Origin of the sequence: Streptacidiphilus fuscans, from assembly GCF_015690355.1 — a bacterium.
GTDB classification, from domain to species: Bacteria; Actinomycetota; Actinomycetes; order Streptomycetales; family Streptomycetaceae; genus Streptacidiphilus; species Streptacidiphilus fuscans.
This window is the reverse complement of record NZ_JADPRT010000002.1, coordinates 572,016-587,289: the sequence shown is the minus strand read 5'-3', so window position 1 is coordinate 587,289 and position 15,274 is coordinate 572,016. Positions and strand designations below refer to the sequence as shown.

At 72.2% G+C, this 15,274-nt stretch carries 16 protein-coding genes; 11 read left to right on the top strand and 5 right to left on the bottom strand.

Annotated elements, in window-relative coordinates:
* The first annotated feature begins 18 nt into the window (after window positions 1–18).
* The gene (dapC, locus tag I2501_RS06305; protein WP_196192806.1) at window positions 19–1,167 is read left to right on the top strand and encodes a succinyldiaminopimelate transaminase; all 1,149 of its coding nucleotides are present in this window, start codon (window positions 19–21) and stop codon (window positions 1,165–1,167) included.
* Window positions 1,168–1,379: 212 nt separating this feature from the next.
* On the opposite strand, the gene I2501_RS06300 is transcribed toward dapC, so the two are convergent.
* Both I2501_RS06300 and I2501_RS06295 read right to left on the bottom strand, forming a co-directional pair.
* Window positions 1,380–2,069, bottom strand: coding sequence for a hypothetical protein (locus tag I2501_RS06300; RefSeq protein WP_196192805.1), 690 nt, complete (start codon window positions 2,067–2,069; stop codon window positions 1,380–1,382).
* Window positions 2,070–2,403: 334 nt separating this feature from the next.
* Window positions 2,404–3,411, bottom strand: coding sequence for a heavy metal transporter (locus I2501_RS06295; protein ID WP_236045997.1), 1,008 nt, complete (start codon window positions 3,409–3,411; stop codon window positions 2,404–2,406).
* A gap of 254 nt (window positions 3,412–3,665) precedes the next feature.
* Here I2501_RS06295 and dapE point away from each other — a divergent pair, with 254 nt between their 5' ends.
* Both dapE and I2501_RS06285 read left to right on the top strand, forming a co-directional pair.
* Window positions 3,666–4,757, top strand: coding sequence for a succinyl-diaminopimelate desuccinylase (gene dapE / locus I2501_RS06290; RefSeq protein WP_196192803.1), 1,092 nt, complete (start codon window positions 3,666–3,668; stop codon window positions 4,755–4,757).
* A 112-nt stretch (window positions 4,758–4,869) separates the two neighbouring features.
* Window positions 4,870–5,694, top strand: coding sequence for an LOG family protein (locus tag I2501_RS06285; RefSeq protein WP_196192802.1), 825 nt, complete (start codon window positions 4,870–4,872; stop codon window positions 5,692–5,694).
* Between the two features lie 19 nt (window positions 5,695–5,713).
* Here I2501_RS06285 and folP read toward each other — a convergent pair whose 3' ends face one another.
* Window positions 5,714–6,589 carry a dihydropteroate synthase gene (gene folP, locus I2501_RS06280; RefSeq protein ID WP_196192801.1) on the bottom strand — a complete coding sequence of 292 codons (876 nt, stop codon included), beginning with the start codon at window positions 6,587–6,589 and terminating at the stop codon, window positions 5,714–5,716.
* 86 nt (window positions 6,590–6,675) lie between these two features.
* On the opposite strand from folP, the gene I2501_RS06275 reads away from it, so the two are divergent.
* Both I2501_RS06275 and I2501_RS06270 read left to right on the top strand, forming a co-directional pair.
* Window positions 6,676–7,161: a DivIVA domain-containing protein gene (locus tag I2501_RS06275; RefSeq protein ID WP_196192800.1), complete on the top strand. Its 486-nt coding sequence runs from the start codon at window positions 6,676–6,678 to the stop codon at window positions 7,159–7,161.
* A 6-nt stretch (window positions 7,162–7,167) separates the two neighbouring features.
* On the top strand, window positions 7,168–7,737 hold the full coding sequence (locus tag I2501_RS06270; RefSeq protein ID WP_196192799.1) for a DNA-3-methyladenine glycosylase I: 570 nt from the start codon (window positions 7,168–7,170) through the stop codon (window positions 7,735–7,737).
* A 332-nt stretch (window positions 7,738–8,069) separates the two neighbouring features.
* On the opposite strand, the gene I2501_RS06265 is transcribed toward I2501_RS06270, so the two are convergent.
* Window positions 8,070–8,870: an enoyl-CoA hydratase-related protein gene (locus tag I2501_RS06265; protein WP_196192798.1), complete on the bottom strand. Its 801-nt coding sequence runs from the start codon at window positions 8,868–8,870 to the stop codon at window positions 8,070–8,072.
* 373 nt (window positions 8,871–9,243) lie between these two features.
* Here I2501_RS06265 and I2501_RS06260 point away from each other — a divergent pair, with 373 nt between their 5' ends.
* Window positions 9,244–9,411 carry a DUF3117 domain-containing protein gene (locus I2501_RS06260; protein WP_196192797.1) on the top strand — a complete coding sequence of 56 codons (168 nt, stop codon included), beginning with the start codon at window positions 9,244–9,246 and terminating at the stop codon, window positions 9,409–9,411.
* Between the two features lie 147 nt (window positions 9,412–9,558).
* On the opposite strand, the gene I2501_RS06255 is transcribed toward I2501_RS06260, so the two are convergent.
* The gene (locus tag I2501_RS06255; RefSeq protein WP_408022708.1) at window positions 9,559–10,218 is read right to left on the bottom strand and encodes an O-methyltransferase; all 660 of its coding nucleotides are present in this window, start codon (window positions 10,216–10,218) and stop codon (window positions 9,559–9,561) included.
* A gap of 169 nt (window positions 10,219–10,387) precedes the next feature.
* Between I2501_RS06255 and sigE the strand changes: the two genes are divergently transcribed.
* From sigE to I2501_RS06230, 5 genes are all read left to right on the top strand, one after another.
* Complete coding sequence (gene sigE, locus I2501_RS06250; protein WP_236045889.1) at window positions 10,388–11,224, top strand: RNA polymerase sigma factor SigE; 837 nt, start codon at window positions 10,388–10,390, stop codon at window positions 11,222–11,224.
* Window positions 11,221–12,201, top strand: a complete 981-nt coding sequence (locus I2501_RS39055) for an anti-sigma factor family protein (RefSeq protein WP_328806233.1) — start codon at window positions 11,221–11,223, stop codon at window positions 12,199–12,201. The genes sigE and I2501_RS39055 overlap by 4 nt, the downstream gene beginning before the upstream one ends.
* A 219-nt stretch (window positions 12,202–12,420) precedes the next feature.
* Window positions 12,421–13,779: a S1C family serine protease gene (locus I2501_RS06240; protein ID WP_196192796.1), complete on the top strand. Its 1,359-nt coding sequence runs from the start codon at window positions 12,421–12,423 to the stop codon at window positions 13,777–13,779.
* 141 nt (window positions 13,780–13,920) lie between these two features.
* Window positions 13,921–14,385 carry a sec-independent translocase gene (locus I2501_RS06235; protein WP_196192795.1) on the top strand — a complete coding sequence of 155 codons (465 nt, stop codon included), beginning with the start codon at window positions 13,921–13,923 and terminating at the stop codon, window positions 14,383–14,385.
* 155 nt (window positions 14,386–14,540) lie between these two features.
* Window positions 14,541–15,230, top strand: coding sequence for a hypothetical protein (locus I2501_RS06230; RefSeq protein ID WP_196192794.1), 690 nt, complete (start codon window positions 14,541–14,543; stop codon window positions 15,228–15,230).
* Window positions 15,231–15,274: the final 44 nt, after the last annotated feature.

Genomic DNA, 15,274 nt, shown 5'->3' with positions numbered 1-15,274 from the left:
CCACTGGGGACCACTCAAGTGACCTCGTCGCACGACAGCACCGCCGCGCCGTCCCTCCTCGGAGGGGCGGCGCGCCGCGTCTCAGCACTTCTTCCGGCGTTCCCCTGGGACCGCCTGGAACCGTACAAGGCCACCGCCTCGGCCCATGCCGACGGCCTGGTCGACCTCTCCGTCGGCACACCGGTCGACCCGGTCCCGCAACTGGTGCAGGACGCACTCGCCGCGGCGTCGGACAGCCCGGGCTATCCCACGGTCTGGGGCACGACCGCGCTCAAGGACGCGCTGGTCGGCTGGGTCGAGGGCCGCCTCGGCGCGCAGGGCGTCAGCCACCACAACGTCCTGCCGCTGGTCGGCTCCAAGGAGCTCGTCGCCCTGCTGCCGTGGCAGCTCGGCCTCGGCCCCGGCGACCGCGTCGCCTTCCCGCGGCTCGCGTACCCGACCTACGAGGTCGGCGCCCGCCTGGCCCGCGCGGACTACGTCGTCTACGACGACCCGACCGAGCTGGACCCGGAGGGCCTGCGGCTGCTCTGGCTCAACTCGCCCTCCAACCCGACCGGTCGGGTCCTCGGCTTGGACGAGCTGCGCCGGATCGTGGCCTGGGCGCGGCAGCACGGCGTGCTCGTCGTCAGCGACGAGTGCTACCTGGAGCTGGGCTGGGAGGCGGAGCCGGTCTCGGTGCTGCACCCGGACGTCAGCGGCGGGTCGATGGCCGGTCTGATCGCGATCCACTCGCTCTCGAAGCGGTCCAACCTCGCCGGTTACCGCTCGGCGTTCGCCGCGGGCGACGCGGACGTCCTGGGCGAGCTGCTGGAGGTGCGCAAGCACAGCGGCTTCATGGTCCCGGCCCCCGTCCAGGCCGCGACCGTCGCCGCGCTGGGCGACACGGCGCACGTCGCCGAGCAGCGCGAGCGGTACGCCGCGCGGCGCGCGGCGCTGCGCACGGCGCTTGAGGCCTACGGCTTCCGGATCGAGCACTCCGAGGCGAGCCTCTACCTGTGGGCGACCCGGGACGAGCCGTGCTGGGACACCATCGCCGAACTCGCCAAGCACGGCATCCTGGCTGCGCCGGGCGAGTTCTACGGCGAGGCGGGCGCGAACTTCGTCCGCATGGCCTTCACGGCGACGGACGAGCGCGTCGCTGCGGCGGTCGCACGGCTGCAGGCGTAGTTCAGGGGCGCGGGGAACTGCGCGAGCAACCACCCAGTCGGGATGGCCCTGCTCGCTCGGCGACACACCACAGTGGGTGGCTTGTCGCGCAGTTCCCCGCGCCCCTAGATAGTGCAACTACCCGCGGCAGCCAGGCTCGCTGCTCGCGCCCACGCGGCGGAGCCGCATATCAGCAGAGCCCCGCGCCCCTAGATAGTGCAACTACCTGCGCGTTACCCCAGGGGAAGGCCGCCGACGCCCGGGAGGACGTTGGTGACCGTGCTCAGCGGGGAGTTGTCCGCGCCGCTGAGGCTGGGAAGGCTGCTCAGGCTGGGAAGGCCGCCGACGCGCTGCGCCGGGGCCTCGCGGGTGACGCCGCCCAGCGCGCCCTGAGCCGCCGTCAGCGGGGTGTTGACCGGCAGGCTCTGGAGCGGCAGCGCCCCCAGCGGGCCCGCCGCGGGGGCCGGAGCCGGAGCCTGGATCGGAGCCGACACCGGAGCGCCGGCCGCCGGCGCGGCCGCAGGCGCGGGCATCGCCCGGGTGTCGGTCAGCGCGCCCGTGCCGTGGGTCGCGCTGACGGCCTGGCCGGCCAGGCCGACGACCTGGAGGGCGGACTCGCCCAGCGAGCGGTTGGCGATCGGGACGGCCTGGCCCGCCGTGCTGCCGGCCGCGTCGGCGACCACGGGGACACCTTCAGTGACGGCCCGGCCCGCGCCCGTGCCGGCCAGCTCGCCGGTCTGGTGGGTGGCGCTCTGGAGCTGGCTGCCCAGGCCCGCCGTGTCCAGGCTGCTGACACCGCCCAGGTCGGGCACCGTCGGCAGGGCAGGGGCGGCCTGCGCCGCACCCGCAGCGACCACCGGAACCGCACCGGCCGCGACGACGAGGGCGGCCTGGACGATCCGACGCGAGAGGGGGAGAGACATGGTGCTCCTAGTGATGGGACGACAGAACCCGTCCGCCGGGCGGACGTGGTGATTACCGCCCCAGGAGCAAGAAGGTGACGGCCGTTCTGGGTAAAGAGTTCCCCAACCGCCCCGATCCAATGTCCGTATATGTCTACATATACGGAGCGCCGTCAAACCTTCGGGTGAAAGGTTTCCTCACAGTCCCCGCACGGGTTTTCTGTCCCGTCGCGAGAGATTTCGGCAGAGCCGACCCGAATGGCCCAATTCGTCAACCTACAGCGCCGCGCTTAACCCTCCTGGGGAGCGCCAACGGCCCCGAAGTTGCCGTCCCGTCAGGTGGCCTGATGCTCCGTCAGGACGCGGCGACGGTCAGCTGGACGTCGCTCGACCCGCTGCTCGACGACACGTCGGACGCGGGGGCGGCGGACGCCGACGCGGAGGAGCCGTCGGCCGCGACCCAGCCCTTGTCCGAGGCGTCGGCCGTCCACTGCTTGCCCGCGTACGAGACGCCGGTGATGTGCAGGTCCTTGGCGTGGGCGACCGCCCACTGTGCCACCGCCCAGCCGTGCTCCGCCAGATACGCGCTGCCGTGCAGCTGGACGTCGAGCCGGTCCTGGGTCGGGCCGGACGGGGACGCGCCGGAGGAGTCGGACGAGGAGGCCGCCGCGCCCAGCGGCGTGGTGCTGACCACGTGGCCGAAGTCCTTGGACAGGGCCGCCGACACGTCGGACGTGCCGGTCCCGGCGCTCGCGGCGCCGACGCCGTCGACCGTGCAGCTGAGCGCCGCCTGGACGCGGCCCGTCAGCGCGCCCGAGAGTGTGGTCGCGTCCGCCTCGTGCTGGGCGTAGGCGTCCGGGTAGGCGCTGTGCTGGACGTCCTGCGCGGCCTGGGTGAGCGGGAGTTGGGCGTAGCCCGGGATCTGGACCAGCTTGTCGAGGAACCTGTTGGTCGCGTAGACCGGGTCCGCGATCTGCTGCGGCGTGCCCCAGCCCTGCGAAGGACGCTGCTGGAACAGGCCGAGGGAGTCGCGGTCGCCGCCGTTGAGGTTGACCAGCTGCGACTCCTGCATGGCCGTGGCCAGCGAGATGGTGACCGCGCGCTCGGGCAGGTTGCGTGAGGTGGCGACGGCGGCGATGGTGCTGGCGTTCTCCATCTGGTCCAGGTCGAGCTGGACGATGCCGTCCGGGGTGTCCGCCTCGCAGCCCTCGGAGAGCGGGCCGGGCAGCAGGCCGCGGCCCTTGCCGATGAGCACGACCACGACCACGACGAGCACCGCCAGCAGGGCCAGCGCGGGAAGGCACGCCAACCAGCGACGTCGGCGCCGACGTCGCGGCGGAGGGGCCTCGTGCCCCGCGCTCATCATCTCGCTCAGACTCACCCCGGCGTCCCTTCCCCGGTATTGCTGCCGCCGGCCTCGGCCGGATCCTGATCGGTTCTCGTCACTCAGCGCTCGTCGACGACCGTCGATCCGTTCGACTCGCCCCAATTCGGCCGACTGGCACCCTACCGACTGGGACGGTGGTGTTGGGACTACGGTTCGCCTGCGTACCTGTGAGCTGCGCCGCGCTGCGGCCTCGGGTAATCGCGAGGCAAAGCCACGTAGGCTGGCTGCCCATGAGTCGCCATGTCGCTTCCGCGCCCGCCGTGCCCGAGCTGGATCTGAGTCTGACCGGGGCGGAGCTCACCGCCCGCCTGGTCGACATCCCCTCCGTGAGCGGTGCGGAGCAGCAGATCGCCGACGTCGTCGAGGCCGCCCTGCGGAAGCTGCCGCACCTGACCGTCGAGCGCGACGGCGACGCGGTGGTCGCCCGGACCGACCTCGGCCGCTCCGAGCGGGTCATCCTGGCCGGTCACCTGGACACCGTGCCGATCGCCGACAACCTGCCCTCCCGGGTCGAGGGCGACCTGATCTGGGGCTGCGGCACCTCGGACATGAAGTCCGGCGTTGCCGTCCAGCTGCGCATCGCCGCCACCGTGCCCGAGCCCAACCGCGACCTGACCTTCGTCTTCTACGACCACGAGGAGGTCGAGGCGAGCCGCAACGGCCTCGGCCGCCTGGCCCGCAACCACCCGGAGTGGCTGGCGGGCGACTTCGCGGTGCTGATGGAGCCGAGCAACGCCCAGGTCGAGGGCGGCTGCCAGGGCACCCTGCGCGCCGAGATCCGCACCACGGGCGTCCGCGCCCACTCCGCCCGCAGCTGGCTGGGCGAGAACGCGATCCACAAGGCCGCGCCGATCCTTGAGCGCCTGGCCGCCTACGAGGCCGCGCGGGTCGAGATCGACGGTCTGGAGTACCACGAGGGCCTGAACGCGGTGCGGATCGAGGGCGGCGTCGCCAACAACGTGATCCCGGACGAGTGCCTGGTCGTGGTCAACTTCCGCTACGCACCCAACCGGACGCCGGAGCAGGCGACGGCGCACGTCCGCGAGGTCTTCGCGGGCTTCGACGTCGTGGTCACCGACTTCGCCGCCGGTGCGATGCCGGGCCTGTCCGCCCCGGCCGCCGACGCGTTCGTCGAGGCGACCGCGACCACCCCGACGGCCAAGTTCGGCTGGACCGACGTGTCCCGCTTCTCGGCGCTGGGCATCCCGGCGGTCAACTACGGTCCGGGCGACCCGAACTACGCGCACAAGCGGGACGAGCACTGCTCGCTCTCCGCGATCGAGGAGACCGAGAAGCGGATCCGCGCCTGGCTGACCGCCTGAGCCCGGCCTCGCTGACCAGCTGATCCCCACCTCCGGGGCCCGACTGTCTGATTGCCCGGTGGCCAACGGAAATCCACCCGCGCGTTGATCTACCGACGTACGCTGCGGAGGTATGACAGACGACCGCAGCCACCAGTCAAACGAACACGGCAACGGCCCCGAGCAGGTCCGCCTGCGCGGCAAGGTGCGCGTCAAGCACCGAGGCCCGGTGCTGCTGCGCGGGGACCAGATCGACGCAAGTACCACCGACCAGCGCCTGCTGGACTCCGCCGGTCCTTCCGACTGGCTGCACACCGACCCGTGGCGGGTCATGCGGATCCAGTCCGAGTTCGTCGAGGGCTTCGGCGCCCTCGCCGAACTCGGACCGGCGGTCAGCGTCTTCGGTTCGGCCCGGACGCCCGTCGACTCCGCCGAGTACAAGGCCGGCGTCCGGATCGGCCGGGCGCTGGTCGAGGCCGGTTATGCGGTGATCACCGGCGGCGGGCCGGGCGCGATGGAGTCCGCCAACCGCGGTGCCTTCGAGGCGGGCGGCACCTCCGTGGGGCTGGGCATCGAGCTGCCCTTCGAGCAGGGCCTGAACGACTACATCCACCTCGGGCTGAACTTCCGGTACTTCTTCGTCCGGAAGACCATGTTCGTCAAGTACAGCCAGGGCTTCATCGTGCTGCCCGGCGGCTTCGGCACGCTGGACGAGCTGTTCGAGGCGCTGACGCTGGTCCAGACGCACAAGGTGACCAAGTTCCCGGTGATCCTCTTCGGCACCGCGTACTGGTCCGGGCTGCTGGACTGGGTCAGGAACACGCTCATCGCCGAGGGCAAGGCCTCCCCGGGCGACCTGGAGCTGATCCAGTGCACTGACTCCGTCGAGGAGGCCGTCAAGATCCTCGAAGCGAGCCGCACCAACGGCCACCCGCAGCCCGCCCACAACCCGGAGTAGGACCTGGTCCCGGCGGTCGTCAGGCCAGTCCCCGGCGGGCGACCGCCGGGGGACGGGTGCCGCGGATCGAGGCGACCATGTCGAGCACCTGCCGGGTCTCGGCGACCTGGTGCACCCGGTACACCTGGGCGCCCAGCCAGGCCGAGACGGCCGTGGTCGCGAGCGTGCCGAGCAGCCGCTCGCCGACCGGCTTGTCCAGCGTCTCGCCGACGAAGTCCTTGTTGGAGAGCGAGACCAGCACCGGCCAGCCCGTCTCGGTCATCTCCGGCAGGCGGCGCGTCGCCTCCAGCGAGTGGCGGGTGTTCTTGCCGAAGTCGTGGCCCGGGTCGATCAGGATCCCCTCGCGCGGGACGCCCAGCGCCAGCGCCCGCTCCGCCTCACCGGCGACCGTGCGCGTGAGGATGTCCGCCATGACGTCCGCGTACTCGACCCGGTGCGGACGCGTCCGCGGCTCCGTGCCTCCGGCGTGGGTGCAGACCAGGCCGACCCGGTACTTCGCGGCGACCTCGGCCAGCCGCGGATCGACGCCGCCCCAGGCGTCGTTGAGCAGGTCCGCGCCCACCTCGCAGACGGCCTCGCCGACCTCGTGCCGCCAGGTGTCCACGCTCAGCACCACGTCCGGGTGCCGCTCGCGCAGCGCGGCGACGAAGGGGACGGTGCGCCGCAGCTCCTCCTCGACCGTGACCTCGTCCCCCGGCCCGGCCTTGACGCCACCGATGTCCAGGATGGCCGCGCCCTCGGCCACCGCCTTGTCCGCCGCGGCGAAGGCGGCCTCGTCGGTGAAGGTCGCGCCGCGGTCGAAGAACGAGTCCGGGGTGCGGTTGACGATGGCCATGATCACGAGCTCGTCCGGAGCGAAAGTGCGGGTGCCGAGCTTCAAGGGCGTGCGGGCCATGCGTCCTCCCAGGCTGGTACGCCATGATGGCTGTCAAACGTTTGGGGCTCGTCCATGATCCCCCACCGGCAGCCTGGAGTGGGCCTGTGTTCTGGTTGATCCTCGTCCTGATGGTGCTGGTCGTCGGCGCGGCCGCGCTGGCGGCGCTCGGCGCGGGCGGTTCCCTCCCGGACGCGGAGCGGGACCGCCTGGCGGCCGGCCTGCCCAAGGACCGGCCCGTGGCCCACGACGACATCGACGAACTGCGCTTCCCGATGGCGCTGCGCGGCTACCGGATGGACGAGGTGGACGACACCCTGGACCGCCTGGCCGCCGAGCTCTCCCAGCGCGACCACCGCGTCGCGGAGCTGGAGCACGCGCTCTCCGCCGCGTTGGCGCCTGCGCGCGGCGAGGGCACGGGCGAGGGCACGGGCACGGCTGCGGGTACCGAGGGGTATCAGCCGACGATCCAGCTCGGGAAGGTCGAGATACCGGACGAGTCGTCGACCCAGTCGTCGGCGGCAGGCGGGGCCGGGACGGAGAAGCCCGAGGACGCTAACGAGTCGGACGAGCCGGAGGACGAACAGCGATGAGCAGCGATGAGTGAGGCGGTCCGCGGCGAGGACGGTCTGTTCCGATGCCCGTGGGGCCTGTCGGCGCCGGACTACGTCGAGTACCACGACACCGAGTGGGGGAAGCCGGTCCACGGCGACACCGCACTGTACGAGCGGCTCTGCCTGGAGGCGTTCCAGTCGGGCCTGTCCTGGATCACCATCCTGCGCCGCAGGGAGGGATTCCGGCGGGCCTTCGACGGCTTCGACCCGGCGAAGGTCGCGGCGTACGACGACGCGGACGTCGAGCGCCTGCTCACGGACGAGGGCATCATCCGCAACCGCGCGAAGATCCTGGCGACCATCGCCAACGCCCGCGCCCTGCTGGAGCTGGACGGCACCTCCCTCGACGCCCTGATCTGGGGCTTCGCCCCGGACCCCGCCCCCAAGGCGCCGACCTCCCTGACGGACGTCCCGGCGGTGACGCAGGAGTCGACGGCCCTCGCCAAGGAGCTGAAGCGAAAGGGCTTCCGCTTTGTCGGCCCCACGACGGCCTACGCGATGATGCAGGCCTGCGGCCTGGTCAACGACCACCTGGCCGACTGCTTCGCCCGCTGAGAGGCGGGCTTGGGGCAAGCGGGGAAGTGAATTACCCCAGGGGCGCGGGGCTCTGCTGATGTGCGGCTCCTCCCCCTGCCTTCGGCGGGGGGACCCCCAGCGTGAGCGCGACAAGGCGGGTTCTCCGCTCCCGCAGATGGTTGCACTGCCCAGGGGCGCGGGGAACTGCGCGACAAGCCACCCACCCACGTGGCGCGCCCAACGCGCAGGGCCATCCGCATGTCAGTGGTGTCTCGCGCCCACGCGGCGGAGCCGCACATCAGCAGAGCCCCGCGCCCCTGAGGTGATTGCAACTACCCCGCTTGCAGAAGGTGCACGCCTCCGGCTCCGGGCTACGCGCCCGTGAAGCGCGGCTTCTCCTTCGCCAGGAAGGCCTGGACCGCGATCCAGTGGTCCGCCGACGCGCCCGCGAGGGTCTGGAGTTCGTCCTCCTTCGCCAGCGTCTCCACGAGCGAGTGGGACGCGCCGTATGCCAGCGAGGACTTGATCGCGCCGTAGGCGACGGTCGGGCCGTCGGCCAAGCCGCGTGCGAACGTCCGTGCCTCCGAGGCGAGTTCCGCGCCCGGGACGACGCGGTTGGTCAGGCCGAGGGCCAACGCCCGTTCGGCCTTGACGGTCTGAGGGAACATCAGCAACTCGGTGGCCTTGGCGTGGCCGACCAGGCGCGGCAGGGTCCACGACGCGCCGGAGTCCGCCGTCAGGGCGACCCCGGCGAAGGACGTGTTGAACCCGCCGTGGTCGGCGAGGAGCCGGAAGTCGCAGGCCCAGGCCAGCGCCGCGCCCGCGCCCGCCGCAACGCCGTTGATCGCGGCGACGACCGGCTTGGGCATCGTCGCCAGCGCCGTGACCAGCGGGTTGTAGTGCTCGTGGACCGTCGACAGCGCCGAGCCGCCCGACTCCCGAGCGGCGCTCAGACTGCCGACGTGCTCCTTGAGGTCCTGGCCCACGCAGAACGCGCGGTCGCCCGCGCCGGTCAGCAGGACCGCGCGGACCGAGGCGTTCTCCGCGGCGTCCTGCGCGGCGTCGCGCAGGGCCACCTTGGTCGCGGTGTCGAGCGCGTTCATCGCCTCGGGGCGGTTGATGGTGAGGGTCGCGAGCCCGTCCTCGATCTCGTACAGCACGCTGTCGGCCACGTCCGGCTCCTCCTGGTCGTCAACTGGTCCTGGTCGTCACTGGTCGTCCCAGATGTCCCTGGTCAGCATGGCGGATGCCACCTCCCTGAGTGGATGTGACGTAGCCCACTTTCTCTTGGTTTCCCGAAGCGCAACAGGGGCACCTCACACAGCGGCAGCCTGCCCGTGAGGGAGGGGAACTGAGGTGCGGTCGGCAGGCGTGTTCGAGTGCGGTCGGATGTGTACCGAGAGGCCGCTGGGGCTGGCGTGATGCGTGACGTTGGTCATCGGACGGTCGAATGCGGGATACTGGTACTCCGATCAGTGCGTTCGAAACCGGCGGTGGACGGGCCGTGGGGTTCGGCTAGACCCAGGTGCAGGAAGGGGAACGAGCATGGCGGCCATGAAGCCGCGGACGGGCGATGGCCCGCTCGAGGTGACCAAGGAGGGGCGGGGCATCGTCATGCGAGTTCCGCTCGAAGGTGGCGGAAGGCTCGTTGTCGAGCTGACGCCCGACGAGGCTCAGGCGCTCGGCGACGCCCTCAAGGACGTTTTCAGCTGACACCGCACGCCCTCAGCTCCACGTAGCGGTTCTACGTAGCTTGACGACGAAGGCCCTGTCCCGCCTGGGACAGGGCCTTCGCACGTCGTCACCGCCCCCACCGCGCGGCGCCGCTCAACCGCTCAACCGCGCTACCGCGCTACCGCGCTACCGCTTCACCGCGGCCAGCAGCCCGTCCCCGACCGGCAGCAGCGCCGGGACCAGGTCCGGATGCTCGCGGATCGTCCGCACCAGCTCCCTGACCGCCGGCGCACCCACGCCCAGCGCGCCCTCGAAGCAGACCGTTCCCCCAGGCCGGAGCAGGCGCAACGATTCAGCAAGGTAGCCCGTCGACTCCGCCGGATCGCCGTCGCAGAAGACGAGGTCGTACTGGCTGTCCGCCAGCCGCGGCAGCACGTCCAGCGCCGGGCCGGGGATCAGCCGTGCGCGGCTGGGGGCGAAGCCCGCCGCCGCGAAGCCCTCGCGGGCCTGGCGTTGCAGGCCGGGGTGGATGTCGACGGTGGTCAGTACCCCGTCCGGGCGCATCCCGCGCAGCAGGCAGATGCCCGACACGCCGGTGCCGGTCCCGATCTCCGCCACCGCGCGGGCGGCCGTCGCCGCCGCCAGCAGTCGGAGCGTGGCGCCGCTGCCGGGGGAGACCGGTCGGACCGTCGCCGCCAGCGACAGTTCACGGGCGCGTTCGAGGACCGCGTCCTCGACGGCATAGGCGTCGGCGAGGTCGGCGTCCGCCTGTTCCCCGTAGCCGCTGATGCCTTCCTCCTGTGCCCGACGGTGCGTGTCGCCTGAACTGTGTCGATTTCTGGCCACAGGTTAGTGGAGTGGAGCGGAACCGGGATCAAGGCCCGGCCGTTGGAAACAGATGAACGCCGCGTGCGAGCGCGGCGGAGCGGGACCGGCGCACCGGGCGTATACACAACGCCCCAGGTGGGTCGTATGGTGATTGGCTTTTTATCCGGTGCTAACGGGTGGTGCGGATATGGTGGTGGCCCTGCTAGGCAGAAGAGCCGATCGAGGAGGTGTGGCTGAGGGGGGCGCTCGTTCGCGGTTCTCTCGCGGCCCCGCGCCGGCCCGTACGCCGAAGCCCGTGATGAGTGAGTCGCAGCCCGAGTACGCGCCCGTCGACGAGACGGCTTCGAACGGCCAGCTCGGCGAGACCGTCGTGCCCGACGGTCAGACCGCCACCTTCGACGACCAGAGCGCCACGGCTGCATGGACTCCGCCCAGCTGGGAGGAGATCGTCCAGACCCACAGCGCCCGGGTGTACCGCCTTGCCTACCGCCTGACCGGCAACCAGCACGACGCCGAGGACCTCACCCAGGAGGTCTTCGTCCGGGTGTTCCGTTCGCTGTCCACGTACACCCCCGGCACGTTCGAGGGCTGGCTGCACCGGATCACCACCAACCTCTTCCTGGACATGGTCCGCCGCAAGCAGCGGATCCGCTTCGACGCGCTGGCCGAGGACGCCGCCGAGCGGCTGCCCAGCCGTGAGCCGTCGCCCGCGCAGCAGTTCCACGACACCCACTTCGACGCCGACGTGCAGCAGGCCCTGGACACCCTTGCCCCGGAGTTCCGCGCCGCCGTCGTCCTCTGCGACATCGAGGGGCTCTCCTACGAGGAGATCGCCGCCACCCTGGGCGTCAAGCTCGGCACCGTGCGCAGCCGCATCCACCGCGGCCGGGCGCACCTGCGCGCCGCCCTGCAGCACCGCGCCCCCGGCGCGAGCGAGGGCCGTGAGCGCCGGGCCGGCGTGGACGTCGACGCCGAGGCTCAGCTGTTGGCCGCAGATGCGTTGGACGGGAGGCGGTCCTCGTGAGCGAGCGGCCCCGCCGCGCCGCGCGGCCGGAGGCAGCAGAGCTGCGGGTGACCCCGGTCTCCGTGGCTGTGCCCGCGTCTCCGGCGCAGGAACACCACCTGGGCGACCGTCTGGCCGCCTTCATCGACGGCGAGCTGGACCACGGCGCCCGTGAGCGCGTCCAGGCCCATCTGGCCACCTGTCCCACCTGCCTGGCCGAGGCCGAGGATGCCCGGCAGCTCAAGTCGCGCCTGCGCGAGGTGCTGCCGCCGGATCCCAGCCCGGTCTTCATGAGCCGCCTGCTCTCCATCGCCGTGCCGGAGGAGGGCGACGACGGTGAAGGCCCGTCGTCGGGTCATCCGGCCGCCGGCGCCACGCGCGGCGTGCGGTCGCTGTTCGGCGGCTCGGGGTCGGGCTTCGGCTCCGGCGGCGGTCTCGGTGGTGGCGGACTGCGCGGCAGCAGCTTCGGCTCCGGCGCACTGGGCGCCGACCACCCGGTGCCCGGCGTGGACCCGCGCGCCCGGCGTGAGCGCTCCTCCCGCGCCCTGCGCGAGGTACGCGAGCCGCACGACTCAGGCTCAGGCAGCGCGGGCCGGGACGACTCCCGCGAGGAGCCGCGTCCGATAGCCGCCCGGCTCCGTGCCGGGGTCGGCGGCGGTCTGCTGCCGAGCCAGCCGCTGGCCGGTGTCCTGGCCGCCGCGGCGGCGCCGATGGGCACCCAGCGGGGCCGACGTCTGGTCTTCGCGGCGGCGGGAGCCTTCTCGGTCGCGGCGGTGACCCTGAGCACGGCGCTCACCGGCGTCTCCGCCTCCTCCGACGCCCCTGCCGACGTCTCCCCGCTCTCCGGCACCGGCAACTACGCCCCCGCCGGGAGCCAGCTGGCGGTGGAGGACCTCCACGGCAACGACAGCGCCGCGCAGGAGGTTATGCGCCGCACGACGGGCTTCCACCCGATGTCGGGCCCCTCGGTGGTCCCGGCCGGTCGGCTGCTGCCCTGACTGCCACGCCCTCCCCAGGAACCCCTGCGCTGAAGCGCTGAACTCTCCGCCCGCGGGCGGGTCGGACTCCGCTCCGGCCCGCCCGCGGCGTTCCCGCGACGTCCGTCCGTGGCCGAGCGGCAACTGTTCGTTGACTGAGAATGTGCGCGAACGGTAGCCCCGAGTGGTCGGTTCCTGTTTCAATCGCCATGGCAGCAAGGCGTTGAGGAGCAGTTCGGCATGGCAGCGGAGCAGCAGGTGGAGGAATCCCCGACTCCCCGGCAGAGCCGCCGATGCGCGCCCGCGTGGTGGAGTCACCCCGACGGGCCGGGCCCCGGCCGGGAGCCGATCTTCAGGCGGCAGGAGGAGTCGCACGAAGGCGACGGCGCGCCCGGACGCGCCCGTGGCCTGCGACGACTGCTGCACATCCCTGCCCAGCGCACGGCCCGGGGTTCGGCGAGGCGCGGCCCCCGGACCAGGCGGACCGAGCGCCGGACCCCGCCGTTCGGCCCGAGGCTGGCCTCGCCGCGCGGAGTCCTGACCGTCACCGTGGTCGTGGTCGTCGCCAGCCTGATCGGCGGCGGTCTCGGCGTCGCCGTCGAGGGCGCCCGGCAGGGAGGCCGGCTGACGCTGTCGAAGGCACCCGCGACGTCCAAGACGCCCAGCCGCACGGCCGAGGTGCTGCACGCGGTCCTGCCCGGCATCGTCTACCTGCAGGTGGCGGCGGACGGCCAGCAGACGACAGGCACCGGGGTGCTGCTCGACACCAACGGCAACATCCTGACCAACAGTCACGTCATCGCCCCGGACGGCACCCCCGGAACGGTCACCGTGACCTTCAACACAGGCCAGCGCCATCCGGCCACCCTGGTCGGCCGCGATGTCGGCACCGACCTGGCGGTGCTGCGGGTCACCGGCGTCTCCGGACTGACCCCGGCGGTCCTCGGCGACTCGGACGACGTCCAGGTCGGCGACCCGGTGATGGCCATCGGCGACCCCTACGGCCTGCGCGGCACGGTGACCTCCGGCATCGTGAGCGCGCTGGACCGCCCGATCGTCTCCGGCCCCGGCATGCCCGGCGGGCCCTCCTACCTGGACGCCGTGCAGACCGACGCCGCGATCAACCCCGGCAACTCGGGTGGCCCGCTGCTGGACGCCAGCGGCACCGTGATCGGCATCAACACGGTCATCCGCTCCGCCGACCCGGACAGCACCGACCCCTACGGCAACAGCAGCGACAGCGGCAGCATCGGCCTGGGCTTCGCCATCCCGATCGACCAGGCCGCCGCCGTCGCCGCCCAGCTGATCGGCACCGGACACGCCGACCCGCCGATGATCGGGGTGACCCTGGACCGCTCCTTCCAGGGCGGGGCGAAGATCACCGCGGTCGCCCAGCGGAAGTCGCCGCTGCACGTCGGCGACATCGTCACGGCGGACGACGGCGTCGCGGTCACCGACGCGGACGACCTGATCGCGCTGATCCGGGGCCGCAAGCAGGACGCGGAGACGGTCCTCACCGTGCTGCGCAACGGCGACAGCCTGTCGGTGGTGGTCCACCTCACCTCCGGCCCGGCCGACACGACGTCCACCCGGGCGTGACCCCTCCGGACATGCCCGACATGACCGCTACGGAGCGGCCGGAGGGGGGATTCACACCTGCGGTTCGGCAGGCGCTGGTCCGTCGTGCGCCTCGGGCGATTACGCTGGAGCCGTCATCACGTCATCAGGGGAGCCCACCACATGTTCTTCGACATAAGCCCACTCGAGCTGGTGGTGCTCGTGGTCCTCGCTGTGGTGATCTTCGGCCCCGACAAGCTGCCGAAGCTCGTCCAGGACGTGATGGGCTTCATCCGCAAGGTCCGCGAGTTCTCGGACAGCGCCAAGCAGGACATCCGCAACGAGCTCGGCCCCGAGTACGAGGACTTCGAGTTCCAGGACCTGCACCCGAAGAATTTCGTGCGGAAGCAGCTCAACAAGCACGGTGACGAGTTTGGTCTGGGCGAGCTTCAGGAGCTGAAGAACGGCTTCACCCGCGACGCCGCCGACGCGAGCGCCGCCGTGCGGGCGGTCCGCGCCGACCCGCTGGCCAAGGTCGCCCCGGGCGAGTCCGGCTCAGCCACGCCGTCGCCCACCTCCGGCGACCGCCCCGCGCAGCCGCCGCTGACCAGCGACGAGACCGCGCCGTACGACCTCGACGCCACCTGATCCCCGACGCGGCCTGGGCTGACCCGGACTGCTCGAACGGACCAGCGGTGCCGCCCTTCGGCGACCCGGTGGGCGCGTAGCCGCCTGCGGTACACGATCGCCTCCCTCTGCCCCGGTATGGTTCTGCCGGGGTGGACCAGGAAGAGGAGGCCGGTATGGACGCCACGAGCCACGCCGTGGGAGAAGCCGTCACGGGGGAGAACGCCGCAGCGGCGTCGGGCGGTACTGCCGGTGCGACGGCTGGTGCCACGGCCACCGCGCCGCGCTTCGCGGACGCGGGGTTCCCCTGGTACGGCCTGGACGACGCCTGGACCGGCCGCCGCTGGTTCGGCACGGTCGGCACCTCGCCGGACGGCAGAGTCGTGGACTACGGCTCGCTGGGCCACGGCGACGAGCCCGTCCGCTCGTACCTCGCCCAGGACCCGTCCGAGGGCCGGCGCTTCGCCGTCGTCGTGACGGTCGCCGGACGCACGGCCCGACGTCTTGATGACGGCACGGGCATGCTGGAGGCCACCTCCATCGCCTCCGCCGCCTGGCTGGCCGGCTCGGGACTCCTGGCCGCGACCGAGCACGCCCCGATGGAGCGGACGCTCCGTCAGGACTGGCTCGACCAGCAGACCACGCTTGCCTGGGACCTCGCCGACGACATCGACGGCCCGGCCTGGTCCTCGCTGACCCTCCCGGTGAACGGCACCCCGCAGGCGTTCCGCTACCGCGAGTCCGAGTACGGCTGGGTCCTCGCCGGAGACGCCCCCGGCGTCCACCTCGGCGCCTACGGCCGCGGCGTCAGCGCCTACGGCCTCGGCTTCACCACGGTCACCGACCTCGCGTCGTACGAGCAGTAGACCGCAGTCGCAGGAGTCCGCAGCACAAACGCCGACCGCTCCCC